Raw genomic sequence first — 15,036 nt, forward strand, 5'->3', positions numbered from 1 at the left:
CCCACTGTATCGCACTGGCTTACCAGATGGCGAAGAACAGCACCCAGGCCCAGCAGAACGGCGCCAGGCCGGCAGCCAGCACCAGCCACGCCGCGCCCTTGCGCGCCAGGCTCACCGGGCGCTGGTTCAAGAGCCGGGCGAACAGGCGCAGGGTCCACAGCACGGCCAGCGTCAGCAGCGTGAAGCGCACCGGCGCCGCCCACGCGGCGCGCACGCCCTCGTGCTTGAGCAGGTTGATGGTGGTGGCGGACAACCCCAGGAACACGCCGATGCCGGCCGACGGAATCAGGCCCTGCGCCAGCTTGTGCAATCCCGGGCGGAACCAGCCGCCCGCGGGTTGCCCGTCCACCGGCGCCGCCGGCGCCAGCCGGTCGGCGATCCACAGCGACAGGAAGCTGGCGCCGCCGATGCAGATCGTGGCGCCCACCACGAACATCATGATGCCGGCGCCGTCGAGCCAGGAAAAGCTGTCGTTCACTTCCGGATAGTGCGTCAGGATGAACCACGGCGCGTTGTCCATCAGCGGCCACAGGATGTCATGCTCGACCAGCCAGGTCGCGGCCCATTGCTTGGCCGCCACGTACCAGGGGCTGGCGCTCCAGAGGAACGCGCCCATGGCGATGCCCATCAGGCCGAAGCACAGCAGCGCGGTCTGCCAGGGTTCGCCGTCGGTGACGCTGACGACTTCTTCCTCGGGCGAACGCGGCGTCAGTTCGATGGCGCCGCGATAGCCGCTGCAGCGGCCGCACACGTGACAGTCGCCGGCGCCCTTCATATGTCGCAAGGGCACCAGCGGCGCACAGTTGATGGGTTCGATCCGGATGACCGGATGACGCCACTTTTCTTCGTTGACCTTGAAGTGCCACGGCGCCAGCTTGGCCAGCAGGTTGAAGACGCCGTTGACCGGACAGAGGTACTTGCACCAGACCCGCTTGCTGCGGCCATAGCGCCAGCCGACGATCATCGCCGCGACGGTGGAGCCGCCCAGCACCGCCAGCACCGCCAGCGGGTATTGGTAGACGCTGACCAGCTGGCCGTAGATGGTGGTGAGCGCGAAGGCCACGAACGGCCAGCCGCCCCAGCGCATCCACTTGGGAATGGCATGCCCCTGGCCGCGTTCGCTGGCCCATTCGGTGAGCATGCCCTCCGGACAGAACCAGCCGCACCAGGCCCGCCCCAGGATCGGCATGGAGATCAGCACGAACGGCCACCACACACCCCAGAAGGCGAACTGGGCGACGATGGTCAGGTTGTTGAAAACCGATGCCGAATTGTCCGGCAGCGGCATGATGGCCGGCACGATCAGGAGGAACGCGTATATCGCAACAATGCCCCACTGCAGCTTGCGCAACAGAGGGGCATGGTCTCGGAGAAAGTCGGCGATACGGGAGGTCGCCCTCCCGAGTGCAGCTGCCATGGTCAAACCTTCATTAATTCAGTCCGATAGATACGTCGGAATCGGCGCTCAGGAAGCAGCGCGGGGGGCCGCGACCGGCGCGGGCTTGCCGCCCACCCAGCGCAGCAGCGCCCACACCACGATCCAGTACGCAACCCACAACAATACCGAAATCAGGGCGGGCAAGGCACGATAACCCGCGAAATCAGCCAGGATCTTGCCAACGCCGGTGCTGTCGCTCAACAGCCACGAGCTGTCCCAGACCGGATCGATGATGGTCGGCAGCACGTCCAGCGAAATCAGGTGATCCAGGCCGCCCACCAGCAACGAACCGGCCAGCAGCAGCAACAGGATTTCGGTCACGCGGAAAAAACGGCGCCAGGTGATCAGCTTGCCACCCAGCTGCAGCAGCCAGAAGGTCAGCAGCGCCACCACGAAACCGGCCACGCCGGCCAGCGCCAGCATCAGCATGTTGCTGCCGCCCTCGCCGGCCGCGACGGTGCCGTACAGGAACACCACGGTTTCGCTGCCTTCGCGGGCCACCGCGATCGCCACCAGGACGAACAGGCCCCACCAGTTGTCGTTGGCCACCGAGGAACGGGCGCCGCTTTCGAGCTCGCCCTTGAGGGTGCGGCCGTGCTTCTTCATCCACACGACCATCTGCACCACCAGCGCGCAGGCCGCCAGCGACATGATCGCCTGGAACCATTCCTGGCCTTCGTCGCTGAGCCACGACGACACGCCCAGCAGCACCAGCGCCAGCGCGACCGCCAACGCCAGGCCCGCGCCCACGCCACCCCACAGATACTTCAGTCCGCGCTTGCCTTCCGGCGTCGCGCGCAGCCAGGTGTACAGAATGCCCACCACCAGCATGGCTTCGACGCTTTCGCGCCAGACGATGAAAAGAACCTGTTCCATGTAGTGCGGCCGCCTATTCCTTGGGCTTGACGATCAGGATGCCTTTGACCGCCTGGTGAAAATCATCGAAGAACGGATACTCGCCGGGGCGCGAGATGGTGATGACCACGAACGACTTGACCCCGGGACCGAGCACCTTCTCCTTGCGCAGCGGAATGCTTTCGAATTCCACCGGCTCGTTGCTTTCGTTGATCAGTTCGATCTTGAAGCGGCCGGCCGGGACTTCCAGCGTGGCCGGTTCAAAGGTGCCGTCCGGCTTGAACGTCAAGGTGAAGGTAGGCAGTTCGTCCGCCTGCGCGGGCGCCATGCCGGCCAGGCCAGCCAGGCTGATCAGCAGCGCGGTGATGACGCGGGACAGGCGACGCACGATCAGTAACCGCCCTTCTTGCCGGTGCCGGCGTAGACGAAGTCATATTCGAGTTCGATCGGCTTGAACCAGTCGCCCACTCCGGTTTCCTTGTCGATGTGGCGACCGAAGTGGTTCATCTTGTTGGCCGTCGGCGGCAGGATGGTGTACTTGAGCTTGTACTTGCCCGGGCCTTCGAGCTTGATGTTTTCGCCGTAGTGCGGGCCATCGTTGGCCACCATGGGCATGAGCTCGCCCTTCTGCACGTTCTGGCTGCCGACCTTCTGGATCTCGTAGTTCACGACCAGGTAGGGCATCCATTCGCCTTCCGGGAAACCGGTGGGGTTGCCGGCGGTGGCGTGGATGTCGGCTTCCAGGTGGACGTCGGAATCCTTGGCGGGACGCATCATGCCCGGCGGGTCCATTTCGATCGGCTGCAGGTAGACCGCGCCGATTTCCATGCCGCCTTTTTCCACGGGCTTGCCGATGGGGTATTCGGCCGCTTGGGCGGCGGACACGCTCAAAGCGACAATGGCCAGGGCCAAGGCTTTCTTCATCATGTGGGTCATCCTCAAAGCTCGATTGAAACGACGGCGTTCAAAACATAAACAAGAACCGTTTGCATTAATGTAACGAAAAAATCTGACATCCCCCTGAATCGGAATAGTCCGAAACAAGAGGATGCTTGCGTCCGGTCAAGCCAAAAGAAAGCCGGCGGCGCAATCGCGCCGCCGGCTGGCCGGTGTTCTGGTCCGCGGCCAGGCCGCGGTCCGGAGGATCCGCTACGGCTTGCGGCCGCCGCCCTGCGAACCGCCCGGCGTGAACGGGAAGTTCGAGAACATGGCGCGGGTCTGGTCTTGCATCTGGTCCTGCATCTGCACGAACAGGTTTTTGCTCTGGTCGATGTAGTTGTTCATCATGTTCTGCAGCATCGGCGTCTGCACGTTCATGAACTGGGTCCAGGCCTCGGGGCCGAACTGGCTGCCGTACAGGCCCTTGGACTGCTCGGCCATGCGTTGCTGGATTTCCATGAAGGCCTGGATGTTCTTTTCCAGGTACGAGCCCATGATGCCCTGCATCGCGTGGCCGTAGAAACGGATGATCTGCGACAGCATGTTCGACGAGAACATGGGCATGCCGCCGCTTTCCTCTTCGAGGATGATCTGCAGCAGGATGCTGCGCGTGAGGTCCTCCGCGCTCTTGGCGTCGACGACCTGGAATTCTTCATTGGCCAGGACCAGTTGCTTGACATCCGCGAGGGTGATGTAGGTGCTGGTCCGGGTGTCGTACAGACGACGGTTGGGGTACTTTTTAATCAGGCGCAGGCTGGCGCCGGTTTGTGCTTGCGTCATGGTTGTCCCCGGATCGGGCGATCTCTAAGACTTCGAATAGGGTGAAGTGTAATGCCGCGGCGCCTTCTCCCCGAAGCGCCGCGGCCTGGAAAGGCCACCCCGCGGGCGGCCCGCGATGCGTCAGCCCATGTGCAGGCCGCCGTTGAGCGAGAAGTCCGCGCCGGTGGAAAAGCCGGATTCGTCGGAAGCCAGCCATGCCGTCATCGACGCGATTTCCTCGGGCGTGCCGAGGCGGCGCACCGGGATCGTGGCGACGATCTTTTCCAGCACGTCCGGGCGGATGGCGCGCACCATGTCGGTCCCGATGTAGCCGGGCGAGATGGTGTTGACGGTGACGCCCTTGCTCGCGACTTCCTGGGCCAGCGCCATGGTGAAGCCATGGATGCCGGCCTTGGCCGTGGAGTAGTTGGTCTGGCCGAACTGGCCCTTCTGGCCGTTCACCGAGCTGATGTTGATGATGCGCCCCCACTGGCGCTCGACCATGCCGTCGATGACCTGCTTGGTCACGTTGAAGAGGCTGTTCAGGTTGGTGTCGATGACCGCGCGCCAATCGTCGGCGGTCATTTTCCGGAACAGGCCGTCGCGGGTGATACCCGCGTTGTTGACCAGCACGTCGACCTGGCCGAGTTCCGCCGTGATGCGCTCGAAGGCGACGACGGTGGAATCCCAGTCGGACACATTGCCGACGGAAGCATGGAAGGTATATCCCTGCGCCGCCTGTTCATCCAGCCATTGCTGGTAATTGCGGCTCGGGCCGCAGCCTGCCACGACGCGAAAGCCCTCTTTGGCCAGGCGTTGGCAAATAGAGGTGCCGATCCCGCCCATCCCGCCTGTAACGTAAGCCAGTTTTCCGCTCATTGGACTTCCTCCTGTGTGCGACGGACGCCTCGTTGATTGACTTCTACTTCTTATTGGCCTGGGACCCGCCGCAAGCGCGGCTTCAGGCGGCCCTGACCTTCACATACCTGCCAGGCGCCGGCTCGATCGGCCGGTAGCTGGCGTTACCTGATTTTGCCCGAGCCTTGACCTGCTTGCCGGAATGCCCGGCCAGCCAGCCCGCCCAGTCGGGCCACCAGCTGCCCGGTTTTTCCTGCGCCTGCGCCAGCCAGGCATTGGGATCGCCTGGCAGCGGCTGGCCCGCGCCGCCCATATTGTCCGCCACCCAGTAGCTGCGGCGCTTCTTGGCCGGCGGATTGACCACCCCGGCGATGTGGCCCGATGCGCCCAGCACGAAACGCTGCGGACCGCGCAGCACCTGGGTCGAGGCGTAGGCCGAGACCCACGGCACGATGTGATCTTCGCGCGAACCGAAAATATACGCCGGCATCGTCAGACGCGTCAGGTCCAGCGGCAGGCCGGCGGCCTGGGCCCGGCCCGGCACCTTGAGATTGTTCTCGAGGTACGTGTTGCGGAAGTACCAGGAAAAGAACGGACCCGGCAGGTTGGTGCTGTCGCCGTTCCAGAACAGCAGGTCGAAGGCCGGCGGCTTCTGGCCCTTGAGGTAGTTGCCGACGACGTAGTTCCAGACCAGCTCGTTGGGCCGCAGGAACGAAAAGGTGGTGGCCAGGTCGCGTCCGGGCATCAGCCCGCCGGCGCCCAGCTGATGGTCGCGCAGCAAGGCGTGGGCCTCGTCGACGAAGACGCCCAGGATGCCGGTGTCGTGGAAATCGAGCAGCGAGGTCAGCAGCGTCAGCGCCGCGACCGGATGTTCGCCGCGCGCCTCGGCCAGCGCCAGCGCCGAGGCCAGCATGGTGCCGCCGACGCAGAAACCGAGGGCGTTGACCTGCGGCTGGCGCGTGATGTCGCTGGCCACGCGCAGCGCCTGCAGCACCGCGTCGTCGAGATAGTCGGACCAGGTAGCGCGATCGACGCCGTCGGTATCGCTGGTCAGCGGATTGCGCCAGGAGATCAGGAAAACGGTGAAGCCCTGCTCGACCGCGTGGCGCACGAACGAGTTGTCGGGCTGCAGGTCGAGGATGTAGAACTTGTTGATGTTCGGCGGCACGATCACCAGCGGCACCTCGTGCACCGTGGCGGTGGTGGGCGCGTACTGGATCAGCTGGAACAGCGCGTTCTCGAACACCACCTCGCCGGGCGTCACCGCCACGTTGCGGCCGATCTCGAACTGGGTCTCGTCGGTCTGGGTGATGCGGCCTTTCTTGACGTCGCCCAGCAGATTGGCCAGGCCCTCGTTCAGGGCGCGGCCGGCGCTTTCGACGATGGACTGCTGGGCGTCGGGATTGAGGGCCAGGAAGTTCGAGGGCGACAGCGCGTCGACCCACTGCATGATCGAGAAGCGCAGCCGGTCGCGCATCGGTTCACTGACCTGGGCGGCGTCGACCATGCGCGACATGGCGCGGGCCGACAGCAGATAGGTATGGGCCATCAGCAGGTGCTGGCCATTGGCGGCCCAGGCCTCGCCGGCAAAGCGCCGGTCGGCCAGCGGGGTCAGCGCGCCGCGGCGGGCGTCGTCGCACAGCCGCTGCCATTCGCGCGAGAATTCAGCCTGGATATCGGCCAGGACGTCCGGAGCCACGCTCACCGGAAGGGGCCCTGAGGCGGAGAGATTGGCATTCACTTCGACACCTTGTTATCGAGACTTCCCGATTGATGTTGCATGTCGGGTTCAGCGCTGTCAATGCGGGTATTCAATGAGGCCAGCAAGGCTAGCCGCCCGCGCGTGCGGCCGCTTTGCGCTGGATCAGTCCGGATCGAGCCAGGCCAGCAACGCCATCCTGCCGGTCTCGCTGTCGCGGCGGTAGGAAAAGAAGCGCCCGGCGTCCGCCACCGTGCACAGGCCGCTCAGCGTGACGTCCTGCACGCCGGCGCGCCGCAGGCGGAATTCGGCCAGGCCGGCCAGGTCGGCCAGCCATTTGCCCGGCACGCCCGGCCGCGGCCGGAAATAGCGTTCTGCGGCGGGATCGTCCGCCATGAAGGCGTCCAGCACGTCGCGGCCGACCTCGAAGGCGTCCGGCCCGATGCCCGGGCCGACCCAGGCGCGCCAGGCGCTTGCGTCCGGCGCCTTGGCGCGCATGGCGGCCAGGGTGTTTTCCAGCACGCCGCCGGACAGGCCGCGCCAGCCGGCGTGGGCCGCGCCCAGGACACGGCCGTCGGCGTCGGCGATGACCACCGGCAGGCAGTCCGCCACCATCACGGCCAGCACGCGGCCCGGCTGGGCGGTGACACTGGCGTCCAGCGCCGGCTCGTCGGGCAGGTCAGTGGCGTCGGCGTCGATCACGTCGCTGCCGTGCACCTGGCGCAACCACAGCGGCTCGGCCGGCAGCGCCGCGCGCAGGCGGCGGCGGTTCTCGGCCACGGTGTCGGGATCATCGCCGGCGCGGCGGCCCAGGTTGAGGGTGTCATGCGGCGCCACGCCCACGCCGCCGGCGCGGGTGGTGCAGAAGTAGTTGACGCCGGCCCAGGCGGGGCCGGTCACCACGGGCAAGCCTTCAATCACGCGTTCCATGCGATCACTTCCTGGACCAGGGTCATGTCCGCCGGCACCGGCGCGGCGAACTGGACCTCGCCGCGCCCGCCCGGATCGTCGAAATGCAGGGCGCGGGCGTGCAGCATCTGCCGCTGCGCGCCCGCGATGTTCTTGCCACCATAGATGGTGTCGGCCAGCAACGCATGCCCGAGGCTGGCCAGGTGCACCCGGATCTGGTGAGTGCGGCCGGTTTCCAGGCGACAGACCACCTCGGTGACGCGGCCGCCGGGATCGACCTGGCCGCGGCGCGCGGGGGCATAGTGGGTGATGGCGGGCTTGGGCGCCACCGGCCGCTCGACGCTCATGCGCACCGGCACGCGCGGATCGCGGCCGATCGGCCGGTCGACCTTGCCGGCGGCGGCCAGCCAGCCATGCGCCAGGGCGACGTATTCGCGCCCCATGCTGCGCGCCTGCAGCTGGCGCACCAGGTGGGTCTGCGCGATTTCATTGCGCGCCACCACCATCAGTCCGGAGGTGTCCTTGTCCAGCCGGTGAACGATGCCGGCGCGGGCCACCTGCGCCAGTTCCGGGTAGCGGTGCAGCAGGCCATTGAGCAGCGTGCCGCTCCAGTTGCCGGCGCCGGGATGCACCACCAGGCCGGCGGGCTTGTTCACCACGATCCAGTCGGCGCTTTCGTCCACCACGGGGAAATCGATCGGTTCAGGGGCGAAAGCCAGGGTTTCGGGCGCCGGTTGGGCCCAGACCGTGATTTCGTCGCCAGGCCCCACCGTCTGGCGGACCTTGCCGGGCGCGCCGTTGACGTGGACGTTGCCGGCCTCGATCCAGCCTTGCAGCCGGCTGCGGGAATGGTCCGTCAACAGCCCGGCCAGCACCTTGTCCAGCCGGTCGGCGCGGGTGCCCGCGGGCACCGTTACAAGTTGCGGTTCGCCGCGCGGATTTTCGCCGGGAAGGCTCAGGAGTTCATCGTCGGAAACGAGATCTGCGCTGATGGCTGTATCAGACATGGAGACAAATCATATAATCAGCCTGCCATGCTAACACCAAGGATACGATTCTCGTGATTCACCACTCCGCAGCTCCCTTGAACCCCGCCTCCCGAAGCGGGTCGGTTTTGCGCGTGGTTATCGCGCTATTTGCCGTCATCGCGATCGCTGGTTGCGGTTCGACCAACAGCAAGTACGACAAGACCACCAACTGGAGCGCCGAACAGCTCTACGCCGACGCCAAGGCCGAAATCTCCTCGGGTGGCTGGAAAGAAGCGCGCGAGCGCCTGACCGCCATCGAGAGCCGCTATCCCTTCGGCGTCTACGCCCAGCAGGCCCTGCTCGAGCTGGCCTACGTCAACTGGAAGGACGGCGAAAACGAACAGGCGCTGGCCGCGATCGACCGCTTCCAGCAGCTCTACCCGAACCATCCCGGCACCGACTACGCGCTGTACCTGAAGGGCCTGATCAACTTCACGCCGGCCAGCGCGTTCATGAGCAACATCACCGGCCAGGATCCGGCCGAGCGCGACCCCAAGGGCCTGCGCGCGTCCTATGACGCGTTCAACGACCTGATCAAGCGCTACCCGGACAGCAAGTACACCCCGGACGCCATCAAGCGCGTCGCCTGGCTGGTCAACACCATCGCCATGAACGAAGTGCACGTGGCCCGCTACTACTACGAGCGGGGCGCCTACATCGCCGCCGCCAACCGCGCGCAGACCGTCATCACCGACTTCGAGGGCGCCCCCGCCACCGAAGAAGCGCTCTACCTGATGGTGCAGTCCTACGACAAGCTCGGCATGACCGAACTGAAGAACGATTCGCAGCGCGTGTTCGACAAGAACTTCCCCAACAGCTCGTTCAAGGGCAAGGGCCTGAAGGCCGACAAGAGCTGGTGGAATCCGTTCGACTGAACACCGCCCGCATGGGAAAAGCCCCTCGATCTCTCGAGGGGCTTTTTTTGTCCGCCGTCCTGGCGTCCGATTCTTGCGGCGTGACGCGCCGCCGTCCTATTCCTGCTTGCGGCGGTAGAAGGCCAGCACCTCTTCCAGCTCGCGCGTCCGCGCGAACGGCGGCAGGCCGCGCCACAGGCGCTTGCCATAGGGCTTCTCGACCAGGCGGGCATCGCCCACCATCAGCACGCCCCAGTCCGATTCCGTGCGGATCAGGCGGCCGGCGCCCTGCTTGAGCGAGATCGCGGCCTCGGGCAGCTGGTATTCCGAGAACGGATTGCCGCCGTGGGCGCGACAGGCCCGCAAGCGCGCCTCGATCACTGGATCATCGGGCGGCGCGAACGGCAGTTTGTCGATCGCCACCAGCGTCAGCACGTCGCCGGGCAGGTCGATGCCCTCCCAGAAGCTGGCGCTGCCCACCAGCACCGGGTGCGTCAGCTTGCAGAAGCGGTCCAGCAGGTCGCGGCGCGTGCCCTCGCCCTGCTTGAGCAGCGGCCAGTCGTGGCCGGCGTCATCGAAGGCGTCTGCCAGCAGATTGGCGACCTTGTCCACGGCGCGCAGCGTGGTGCACAACACCAGCGTGCCGCCCGGGCTGGCTTCCAGCAGCGGCAGCAGCGTCTGCACGAAGCGCTCCAGGAACTGCGGCGATTGCGGCTCGGGCATGCCGCGCGGCACGAACAGCAGCGCCTGCTCGGGGTAGTTGAAGGGCGACTCCCACTTGCCGGTGCGGGCGCGATCCAGGCCCAGCTGGCCGGTGAAATGGGTGAACTCGCCGTTCACCGACAGCGTGGCCGAGGTCATGATCCAGGCCTGGCCCGGCTTGCGGTATTTGGAGAACGCCTGCGCCACCGACAGCGGCGCGGAATGCAGCCGCACGTGATGCTGGCCATGCTCGACCCAGCGCACCGCCGGGCCGGTCCATTCCACCGCCGCGGCCGCGCCCTCGAGAATCGCGGCGGGCGTGGCCAAGCCGTCGCCCAGCGCCGATTGCGGCGCCGGCGCGGGCGCCTGGTCGTCGCGGCCCCAGCCTTCGTCGTTGAAACCGGCGCCATCGCGGCCTGGCGTGGCCCAGCGCTTGAGACGCACGGCGATCTCGGCGCCGCTGCGGGTGGCGGCCACCAGGTCGGGATGGCGTTCGGCGACCGAGCCCAGCGCGTTGGTGGCGATGTCCACCGCTTCGCGCAGCACCGCCAGCGCGGCATCGAACTCGTCGGCGTTGGGAATGGCCTCGAACGTGGCCTTGCGGCCCGGGAGCCGCTCGAGCGGCGCACAGGCCAGGCGCAACTCGCGCGTGGCCGTTTCCAGGTGGCGCGCCACATCGCTCCATTTGGTGGCTTCACGCGCGTACGCCAGGCCGGCGGCCTCGAGCGCGCGGCCGAAGTCCAGCAACTGGTGGGTGGACACGCTGCTGCCCAGGAAGCGGGTGGCCGTGTCGGGCAACTGGTGCGCTTCGTCGAAGATGACGGTGTCGGCCTCGGGCAGCAGGTCGGTGACGCCCTCTTCGCGCAGCACCAGGTCGGCCATGAACAGGGCGTGGTTGACCACCACCACGTCGGCCTCCTGGGCCTGGCGGCGGGCCTTGACCACGAAGCAGTCGCGGATGCGCGGGCACTCCTGGCCCAGGCAGTTCTCGCGCGTCGAGGTGACGCGCTGCCAGATGTCGGCGTCTTCGGGCACCTGCGCCAGGTCGCCGCGGTCGCCGGTCTTGGAAATGCCGGCGAACACCTGGATCTGGCGCAGTTGCTGGATCTCGGTGCGCGACTTCAAGGCGCGTTCGTCGCCCTGCAGGCGTTCCAGGTGGTAATGGCAGACGTAGTTGCCGCGGCCCTTGAGCAGCGCGGCGGTGACCGGCGCGGCCAGCGCCGCGCGCACCCGCGGCAGGTCGCGGGCGAACAGCTGATCCTGCAGCGTGCGCGTACCGGTGGAAATCAGCACCTTGCCGCCCTGGATGAAGGCGGGTACAAGGTAGGCCCAGGTCTTGCCGATGCCGGTGCCGGCCTCGGCCACCAGCGTGGCGCGATCCTGGATGGCCTCGCCAATGGCCTGCGCCAGTTCCACCTGGGACGGGCGCGGCTTGTAGCCGGGCATGGCCGACGCGAGCGGGCCGTCCTCGGCGAAGAATTCGGAGATGTCCAGGTCCAGCATTGAAACAGCCTGGCGTCGCGATCGACCGCGCGGGTCGACGGTCGGGACGCCAAGCCCTGAGTAGGGTGGGAAAGGACCAAATGATACCCGCTGGCGCCGCCCTTTTCCGCCGATCGCGTCGCAAACGCCACCTCCCATGGGGACGGATGTGTCCCGCCTGGCACGTTCTGTAACAGCGGCTTATGGCACAATCCGCCCCTTGTTTTTCCTTTTTTGCCGTCGTATCGAGATGTCTGAAACTTCCGTTATCACGAACGTCGCCGCCGGCGTCGACAATGCCCGTATCGTTGCCCAGCTCGCCACCGAGCTCGGCGCACGCGCCTCCCAGATCGCCTCCGCGGTGGAACTGCTGGACGATGGCGCCACCGTGCCCTTCATCGCGCGCTACCGCAAGGAAGCCACCGGCGGCCTGGACGACACCGTCCTGCGCAACCTGGAAGTGCGCCTGGGCTACCTGCGCGAGCTCGAAGAACGCCGCGGCTCGATCCTCGAATCGATCTCGCAGCAGGGCAAGCTGACGCCCGAACTGCAGCAGGAAATCGCCAGCGCCGATACCAAGCAGCGCCTGGAAGACTTGTACGCGCCGTACAAGCCCAAGCGCCGCACGCGCGCCCAGATCGCCCGCGAGGCCGGCCTGGAGCCGCTGGCCGACGCCATCCTGGCCGACCCGGCCTGCGATCCGGCCGCGCTTGCCGCGCAATACCTGAATCCCGAAGCCTCGATCAACGACGCCAAGGCGGCGCTGGACGGCGCCCGCGACATCCTGGCCGAGCGCTACGCCGAGAACGCCGACCTGCTGGCCGACATGCGCGAGCACCTCTGGTCCACCGGCTATCTGTATTCCAAGATGGTCGACGGCAAGGAAACCGAAGGCGCCAACTTCCGCGACTGGTTCGACTTCAACGAGCCGCTGCGCACGCTGCCATCGCACCGCATCCTGGCGCTGCTGCGCGGCCGCCAGCAAGGCGTGCTGGAAATCCGCCTGGGCCTGGAAACCGAGCTCGAAGCGCAACTGCCGCACCCCTGCGTGGCGCGCATCGCCGGCTTCCTCAAGCTCGGCAACGGCCTGTTCGCGCTGGACGCCTCGCCGCGCGCGCGCTGGCTGGGCGAAGTGTGCCGCTGGACCTGGCGCGTCAAGCTGGTGACGGCCTTTGAAAGCGAACTGGTCGGCCGCCTGCGCGAGACCGCCGAGGCCGAGGCCATCCGCGTGTTCGCCGCCAACCTGAAGGATCTGCTGCTGGCCGCGCCGGCCGGCCCCAAGGCCGTGCTGGGCCTGGATCCCGGCATCCGCACGGGCTGCAAGGTGGCCGTGATCGACCAGACCGGCAAGGTGGTCGATACCTCCACCGTCTACCCGTTCGAACCGCGCCGTGACCGCGAAGGCACCATCAATACGCTGGCCGCGCTGGTCGCGCGCCACAAGGTCGACCTGATCGCCATCGGCAACGGCACCGCCTCGCGCGAAAGCGAGAAGCTGGTGGGCGACATGCAGGAACGCTTCCCCGACCTGAAGGTGACGCGCGTGGTCGTGTCCGAGGCCGGCGCCTCGGTGTATTCGGCCTCGGAAACCGCTGCGCTCGAATTCCCCGATCTCGACGTGACGCTGCGTGGCGCCGTGTCGATCGCGCGCCGCCTGCAGGATCCGCTGGCCGAACTGGTCAAGATCGATCCCAAGGCCATCGGCGTCGGCCAGTACCAGCACGACGTCAACCAGCGCGAGTTGGCGCGTTCGCTGGACGCGGTGGTCGAGGATTGCGTGAACGCCGTGGGCGTCGACGTCAACACGGCCTCCGCCGCGCTGCTGGCGCGCGTGTCGGGCCTGAACTCGCTGCTGGCCAAGAACATCGTGGCCTGGCGCGACGAGAATGGCGCCTTCCCCACCCGCGAACTGCTGCGCAAGGTGCCGCGCTTCGGCGACAAGGCCTTCGAGCAGGCCGCCGGCTTCCTGCGCATCCCCAACGGCGACAACCCGCTGGACGCCTCGTCGGTGCACCCGGAAGCCTATCCGGTGGTCGAACGCATCGTGGCCAAGATCAAGGCCGAGGTCAAGCAGATCATCGGCCAGCGCGATGCGCTCAAGGGCGTGTCGCCGTCTGACTTCACGGACGAACGTTTCGGCCTGCCGACGGTGCGCGACATCTTCGCCGAACTGGAAAAGCCCGGTCGCGATCCGCGCCCCGAGTTCAAGACCGCCCAGTTCAAGGAAGGCGTCGAGACGCTCAACGACCTGTATCCCGGCATGGTGCTCGAAGGCGTGGTGACCAACGTCGCCAACTTCGGCGCGTTCGTCGACATCGGCGTGCACCAGGACGGCCTGGTCCACATCTCGGCGCTGGCCGAGAAGTTCGTGAAGGATCCGCGCGACGTGGTGCGCGTGGGCCAGACGGTCAGCGTGAAGGTGCTGGAAGTGGACGTGGCGCGCAAGCGCGTGGCACTGACCATGCGCATGAACGACGCCGCCGTGCCGGCCCGGCGCGGCGCCGACGCCGCCCCCAAGGGCGGCGATCGCGGCGGCCGCCGCCCGCAAGGCGACAGCGGCCGCGGCAACGCCGGCGGTAGCGCCGCGATGAACAGCGCCATGGCCGACGCGTTCGCCAAGCTCAAGCGTTGAGTCCCCTCCCCTGGCCGCTCCCCGCGGGAGCCGGCCAGGCGGCATCCGCAAGTCCCTCCAACCGGCGCCCAGGCGCCGGTTGTCATTCAGGGTTGTCATTCAACTAAGGACTTTCCCTCAAAGCCTCCCCTTCCTTGCGTTGCCTCAAGCCGAACGCAACAAAAACAAGGGAAAATATCGAATTGTGTCCAAATAATAATAAGCCGGCGGATCGGGCATGCACGGCGGAAGCAAACCCATGATCAGGCGAGCTGCGGCGCAAGCGTCTATCGGGTCGAAGCACAAGAAAAACAGCGCCATACCTGAGAGACCGGAGATCCGCCCCGCCATGCGCAACACGATTACGCTTGCCGCCAACGAAACGGCAATCATCACCGAGAAAGAAGCCAGCCTGAGCGGCGCCTACAACGAAGTCACCCTCGGCCAATATGCCCACCTGACCGTGGACGGCGCCGAAGTCACCTTCAAGCACATCACCCTGGAACGCCTGGGCAGCCGGATCATCGAACTGGCCAACGGCGCGCAATTGCACGTCGGCGCGCTGGGATTCGCCAGCATGGGCGCCAGCATCATCTACCGCATCGGCGCCGGCTGTGCGCTGACCTTCGACGCCAGCCAATGGGATCCGGAAGTCGTGGCCAACACCACGTTCGATTTCGTCAGCCAGGGCAGCGGCACGCTCAAGTACTTCCCGTTCATCAACCCCGAGTGGCTCGACTGCCCCACCGTGACGGGCTATTCGGAAGGCGACATGCTGGAAATCGCCGGCCAGGGTAGCGCGCAACGATTCCAGGTGCGCGACGGCCGTATCGTCTCCGCCAACGCCCGCTAGGCGCGGCGCCCGACGCATGGCAAGTTTTTCCGCAGCACAAACGACAAGG

The 15,036-nt window shown here is 66.7% G+C and carries 13 protein-coding genes; 3 read left to right on the forward strand and 10 right to left on the reverse strand.

Annotated elements, in window-relative coordinates:
* Window positions 1–19 precede the first annotated feature (19 nt).
* The 9 genes from I6I07_RS30890 to I6I07_RS30930 all read right to left on the reverse strand — a co-directional run bounded on the left by I6I07_RS30890 (window position 20) and on the right by I6I07_RS30930 (window position 8,464).
* A complete protein-coding gene (locus I6I07_RS30890; protein ID WP_198484959.1) occupies window positions 20–1,417 on the reverse strand; it encodes a 4Fe-4S binding protein in 1,398 nt (465 codons plus the stop codon).
* Between the two features lie 48 nt (window positions 1,418–1,465).
* A complete protein-coding gene (locus tag I6I07_RS30895) occupies window positions 1,466–2,314 on the reverse strand; it encodes an FTR1 family iron permease (protein WP_198484961.1) in 849 nt (282 codons plus the stop codon).
* 13 nt (window positions 2,315–2,327) lie between these two features.
* Window positions 2,328–2,621 (reverse strand): cupredoxin domain-containing protein, encoded by a 294-nt coding sequence (locus tag I6I07_RS30900; RefSeq protein ID WP_232626151.1) that lies wholly within the window; start codon window positions 2,619–2,621, stop codon window positions 2,328–2,330.
* Window positions 2,622–2,683: 62 nt separating this feature from the next.
* The gene (locus I6I07_RS30905) at window positions 2,684–3,220 is read right to left on the reverse strand and encodes an iron transporter (protein ID WP_006393588.1); all 537 of its coding nucleotides are present in this window, start codon (window positions 3,218–3,220) and stop codon (window positions 2,684–2,686) included.
* 222 nt (window positions 3,221–3,442) lie between these two features.
* Window positions 3,443–4,012 (reverse strand): polyhydroxyalkanoate synthesis repressor PhaR, encoded by a 570-nt coding sequence (phaR, locus tag I6I07_RS30910; RefSeq protein ID WP_006393587.1) that lies wholly within the window; start codon window positions 4,010–4,012, stop codon window positions 3,443–3,445.
* Between the two features lie 120 nt (window positions 4,013–4,132).
* Window positions 4,133–4,870 carry an acetoacetyl-CoA reductase gene (phbB, locus tag I6I07_RS30915; RefSeq protein WP_198484964.1) on the reverse strand — a complete coding sequence of 246 codons (738 nt, stop codon included), beginning with the start codon at window positions 4,868–4,870 and terminating at the stop codon, window positions 4,133–4,135.
* 82 nt (window positions 4,871–4,952) lie between these two features.
* Complete coding sequence (gene phaC / locus I6I07_RS30920) at window positions 4,953–6,590, reverse strand: class I poly(R)-hydroxyalkanoic acid synthase (protein WP_198484965.1); 1,638 nt, start codon at window positions 6,588–6,590, stop codon at window positions 4,953–4,955.
* Window positions 6,591–6,713: 123 nt separating this feature from the next.
* On the reverse strand, window positions 6,714–7,478 hold the full coding sequence (gene pgeF / locus I6I07_RS30925; protein ID WP_198484966.1) for a peptidoglycan editing factor PgeF: 765 nt from the start codon (window positions 7,476–7,478) through the stop codon (window positions 6,714–6,716).
* Complete coding sequence (locus I6I07_RS30930) at window positions 7,466–8,464, reverse strand: RluA family pseudouridine synthase (RefSeq protein WP_198484968.1); 999 nt, start codon at window positions 8,462–8,464, stop codon at window positions 7,466–7,468. Before I6I07_RS30930 ends, pgeF begins: the two co-directional genes overlap by 13 nt.
* A 107-nt stretch (window positions 8,465–8,571) precedes the next feature.
* Between I6I07_RS30930 and I6I07_RS30935 the strand changes: the two genes are divergently transcribed.
* Window positions 8,572–9,360 carry an outer membrane protein assembly factor BamD gene (locus I6I07_RS30935; RefSeq protein WP_198484970.1) on the forward strand — a complete coding sequence of 263 codons (789 nt, stop codon included), beginning with the start codon at window positions 8,572–8,574 and terminating at the stop codon, window positions 9,358–9,360.
* 96 nt (window positions 9,361–9,456) lie between these two features.
* Here the strand turns inward: I6I07_RS30935 and I6I07_RS30940 are convergent, their stop codons facing one another.
* Window positions 9,457–11,544 carry an ATP-dependent DNA helicase gene (locus I6I07_RS30940; protein ID WP_198484972.1) on the reverse strand — a complete coding sequence of 696 codons (2,088 nt, stop codon included), beginning with the start codon at window positions 11,542–11,544 and terminating at the stop codon, window positions 9,457–9,459.
* Window positions 11,545–11,773: 229 nt separating this feature from the next.
* On the opposite strand from I6I07_RS30940, the gene tex reads away from it, so the two are divergent.
* Both tex and I6I07_RS30950 read left to right on the forward strand, forming a co-directional pair.
* The gene (tex, locus tag I6I07_RS30945) at window positions 11,774–14,155 is read left to right on the forward strand and encodes an RNA-binding transcriptional accessory protein Tex (protein ID WP_198484974.1); all 2,382 of its coding nucleotides are present in this window, start codon (window positions 11,774–11,776) and stop codon (window positions 14,153–14,155) included.
* Between the two features lie 328 nt (window positions 14,156–14,483).
* The gene (locus I6I07_RS30950) at window positions 14,484–14,987 is read left to right on the forward strand and encodes a hypothetical protein (RefSeq protein WP_006393579.1); all 504 of its coding nucleotides are present in this window, start codon (window positions 14,484–14,486) and stop codon (window positions 14,985–14,987) included.
* The last annotated feature ends 49 nt before the right edge of the window (window positions 14,988–15,036 follow it).

Source organism: Achromobacter deleyi (assembly GCF_016127315.1).
In the GTDB taxonomy this organism is placed as follows: domain Bacteria; phylum Pseudomonadota; class Gammaproteobacteria; order Burkholderiales; family Burkholderiaceae_B; genus Achromobacter; species Achromobacter insuavis_A.

Excerpts from the sequence above, each read along its gene's own strand:
- I6I07_RS30890 (WP_198484959.1), bottom strand. The coding sequence starts at position 1,417 with ATGGCAGCTGCACTCGGGAGGGCGACCTCCCGTATCGCCGACTTTCTC.
- I6I07_RS30895 (WP_198484961.1), bottom strand. The coding sequence starts at position 2,314 with ATGGAACAGGTTCTTTTCATCGTCTGGCGCGAAAGCGTCGAAGCCATG.
- I6I07_RS30900 (WP_232626151.1), bottom strand. The coding sequence starts at position 2,621 with ATGGCGCCCGCGCAGGCGGACGAACTGCCTACCTTCACCTTGACGTTC.
- I6I07_RS30905 (WP_006393588.1), bottom strand. The coding sequence starts at position 3,220 with ATGATGAAGAAAGCCTTGGCCCTGGCCATTGTCGCTTTGAGCGTGTCC.
- phaR (WP_006393587.1), bottom strand. The coding sequence starts at position 4,012 with ATGACGCAAGCACAAACCGGCGCCAGCCTGCGCCTGATTAAAAAGTAC.
- phbB (WP_198484964.1), bottom strand. The coding sequence starts at position 4,870 with ATGAGCGGAAAACTGGCTTACGTTACAGGCGGGATGGGCGGGATCGGC.
- pgeF (WP_198484966.1), bottom strand. The coding sequence starts at position 7,478 with ATGGAACGCGTGATTGAAGGCTTGCCCGTGGTGACCGGCCCCGCCTGG.
- I6I07_RS30930 (WP_198484968.1), bottom strand. The coding sequence starts at position 8,464 with ATGTCTGATACAGCCATCAGCGCAGATCTCGTTTCCGACGATGAACTC.
- I6I07_RS30940 (WP_198484972.1), bottom strand. The coding sequence starts at position 11,544 with ATGCTGGACCTGGACATCTCCGAATTCTTCGCCGAGGACGGCCCGCTC.
- tex (WP_198484974.1), top strand. The coding sequence starts at position 11,774 with ATGTCTGAAACTTCCGTTATCACGAACGTCGCCGCCGGCGTCGACAAT.
- I6I07_RS30950 (WP_006393579.1), top strand. The coding sequence starts at position 14,484 with ATGCGCAACACGATTACGCTTGCCGCCAACGAAACGGCAATCATCACC.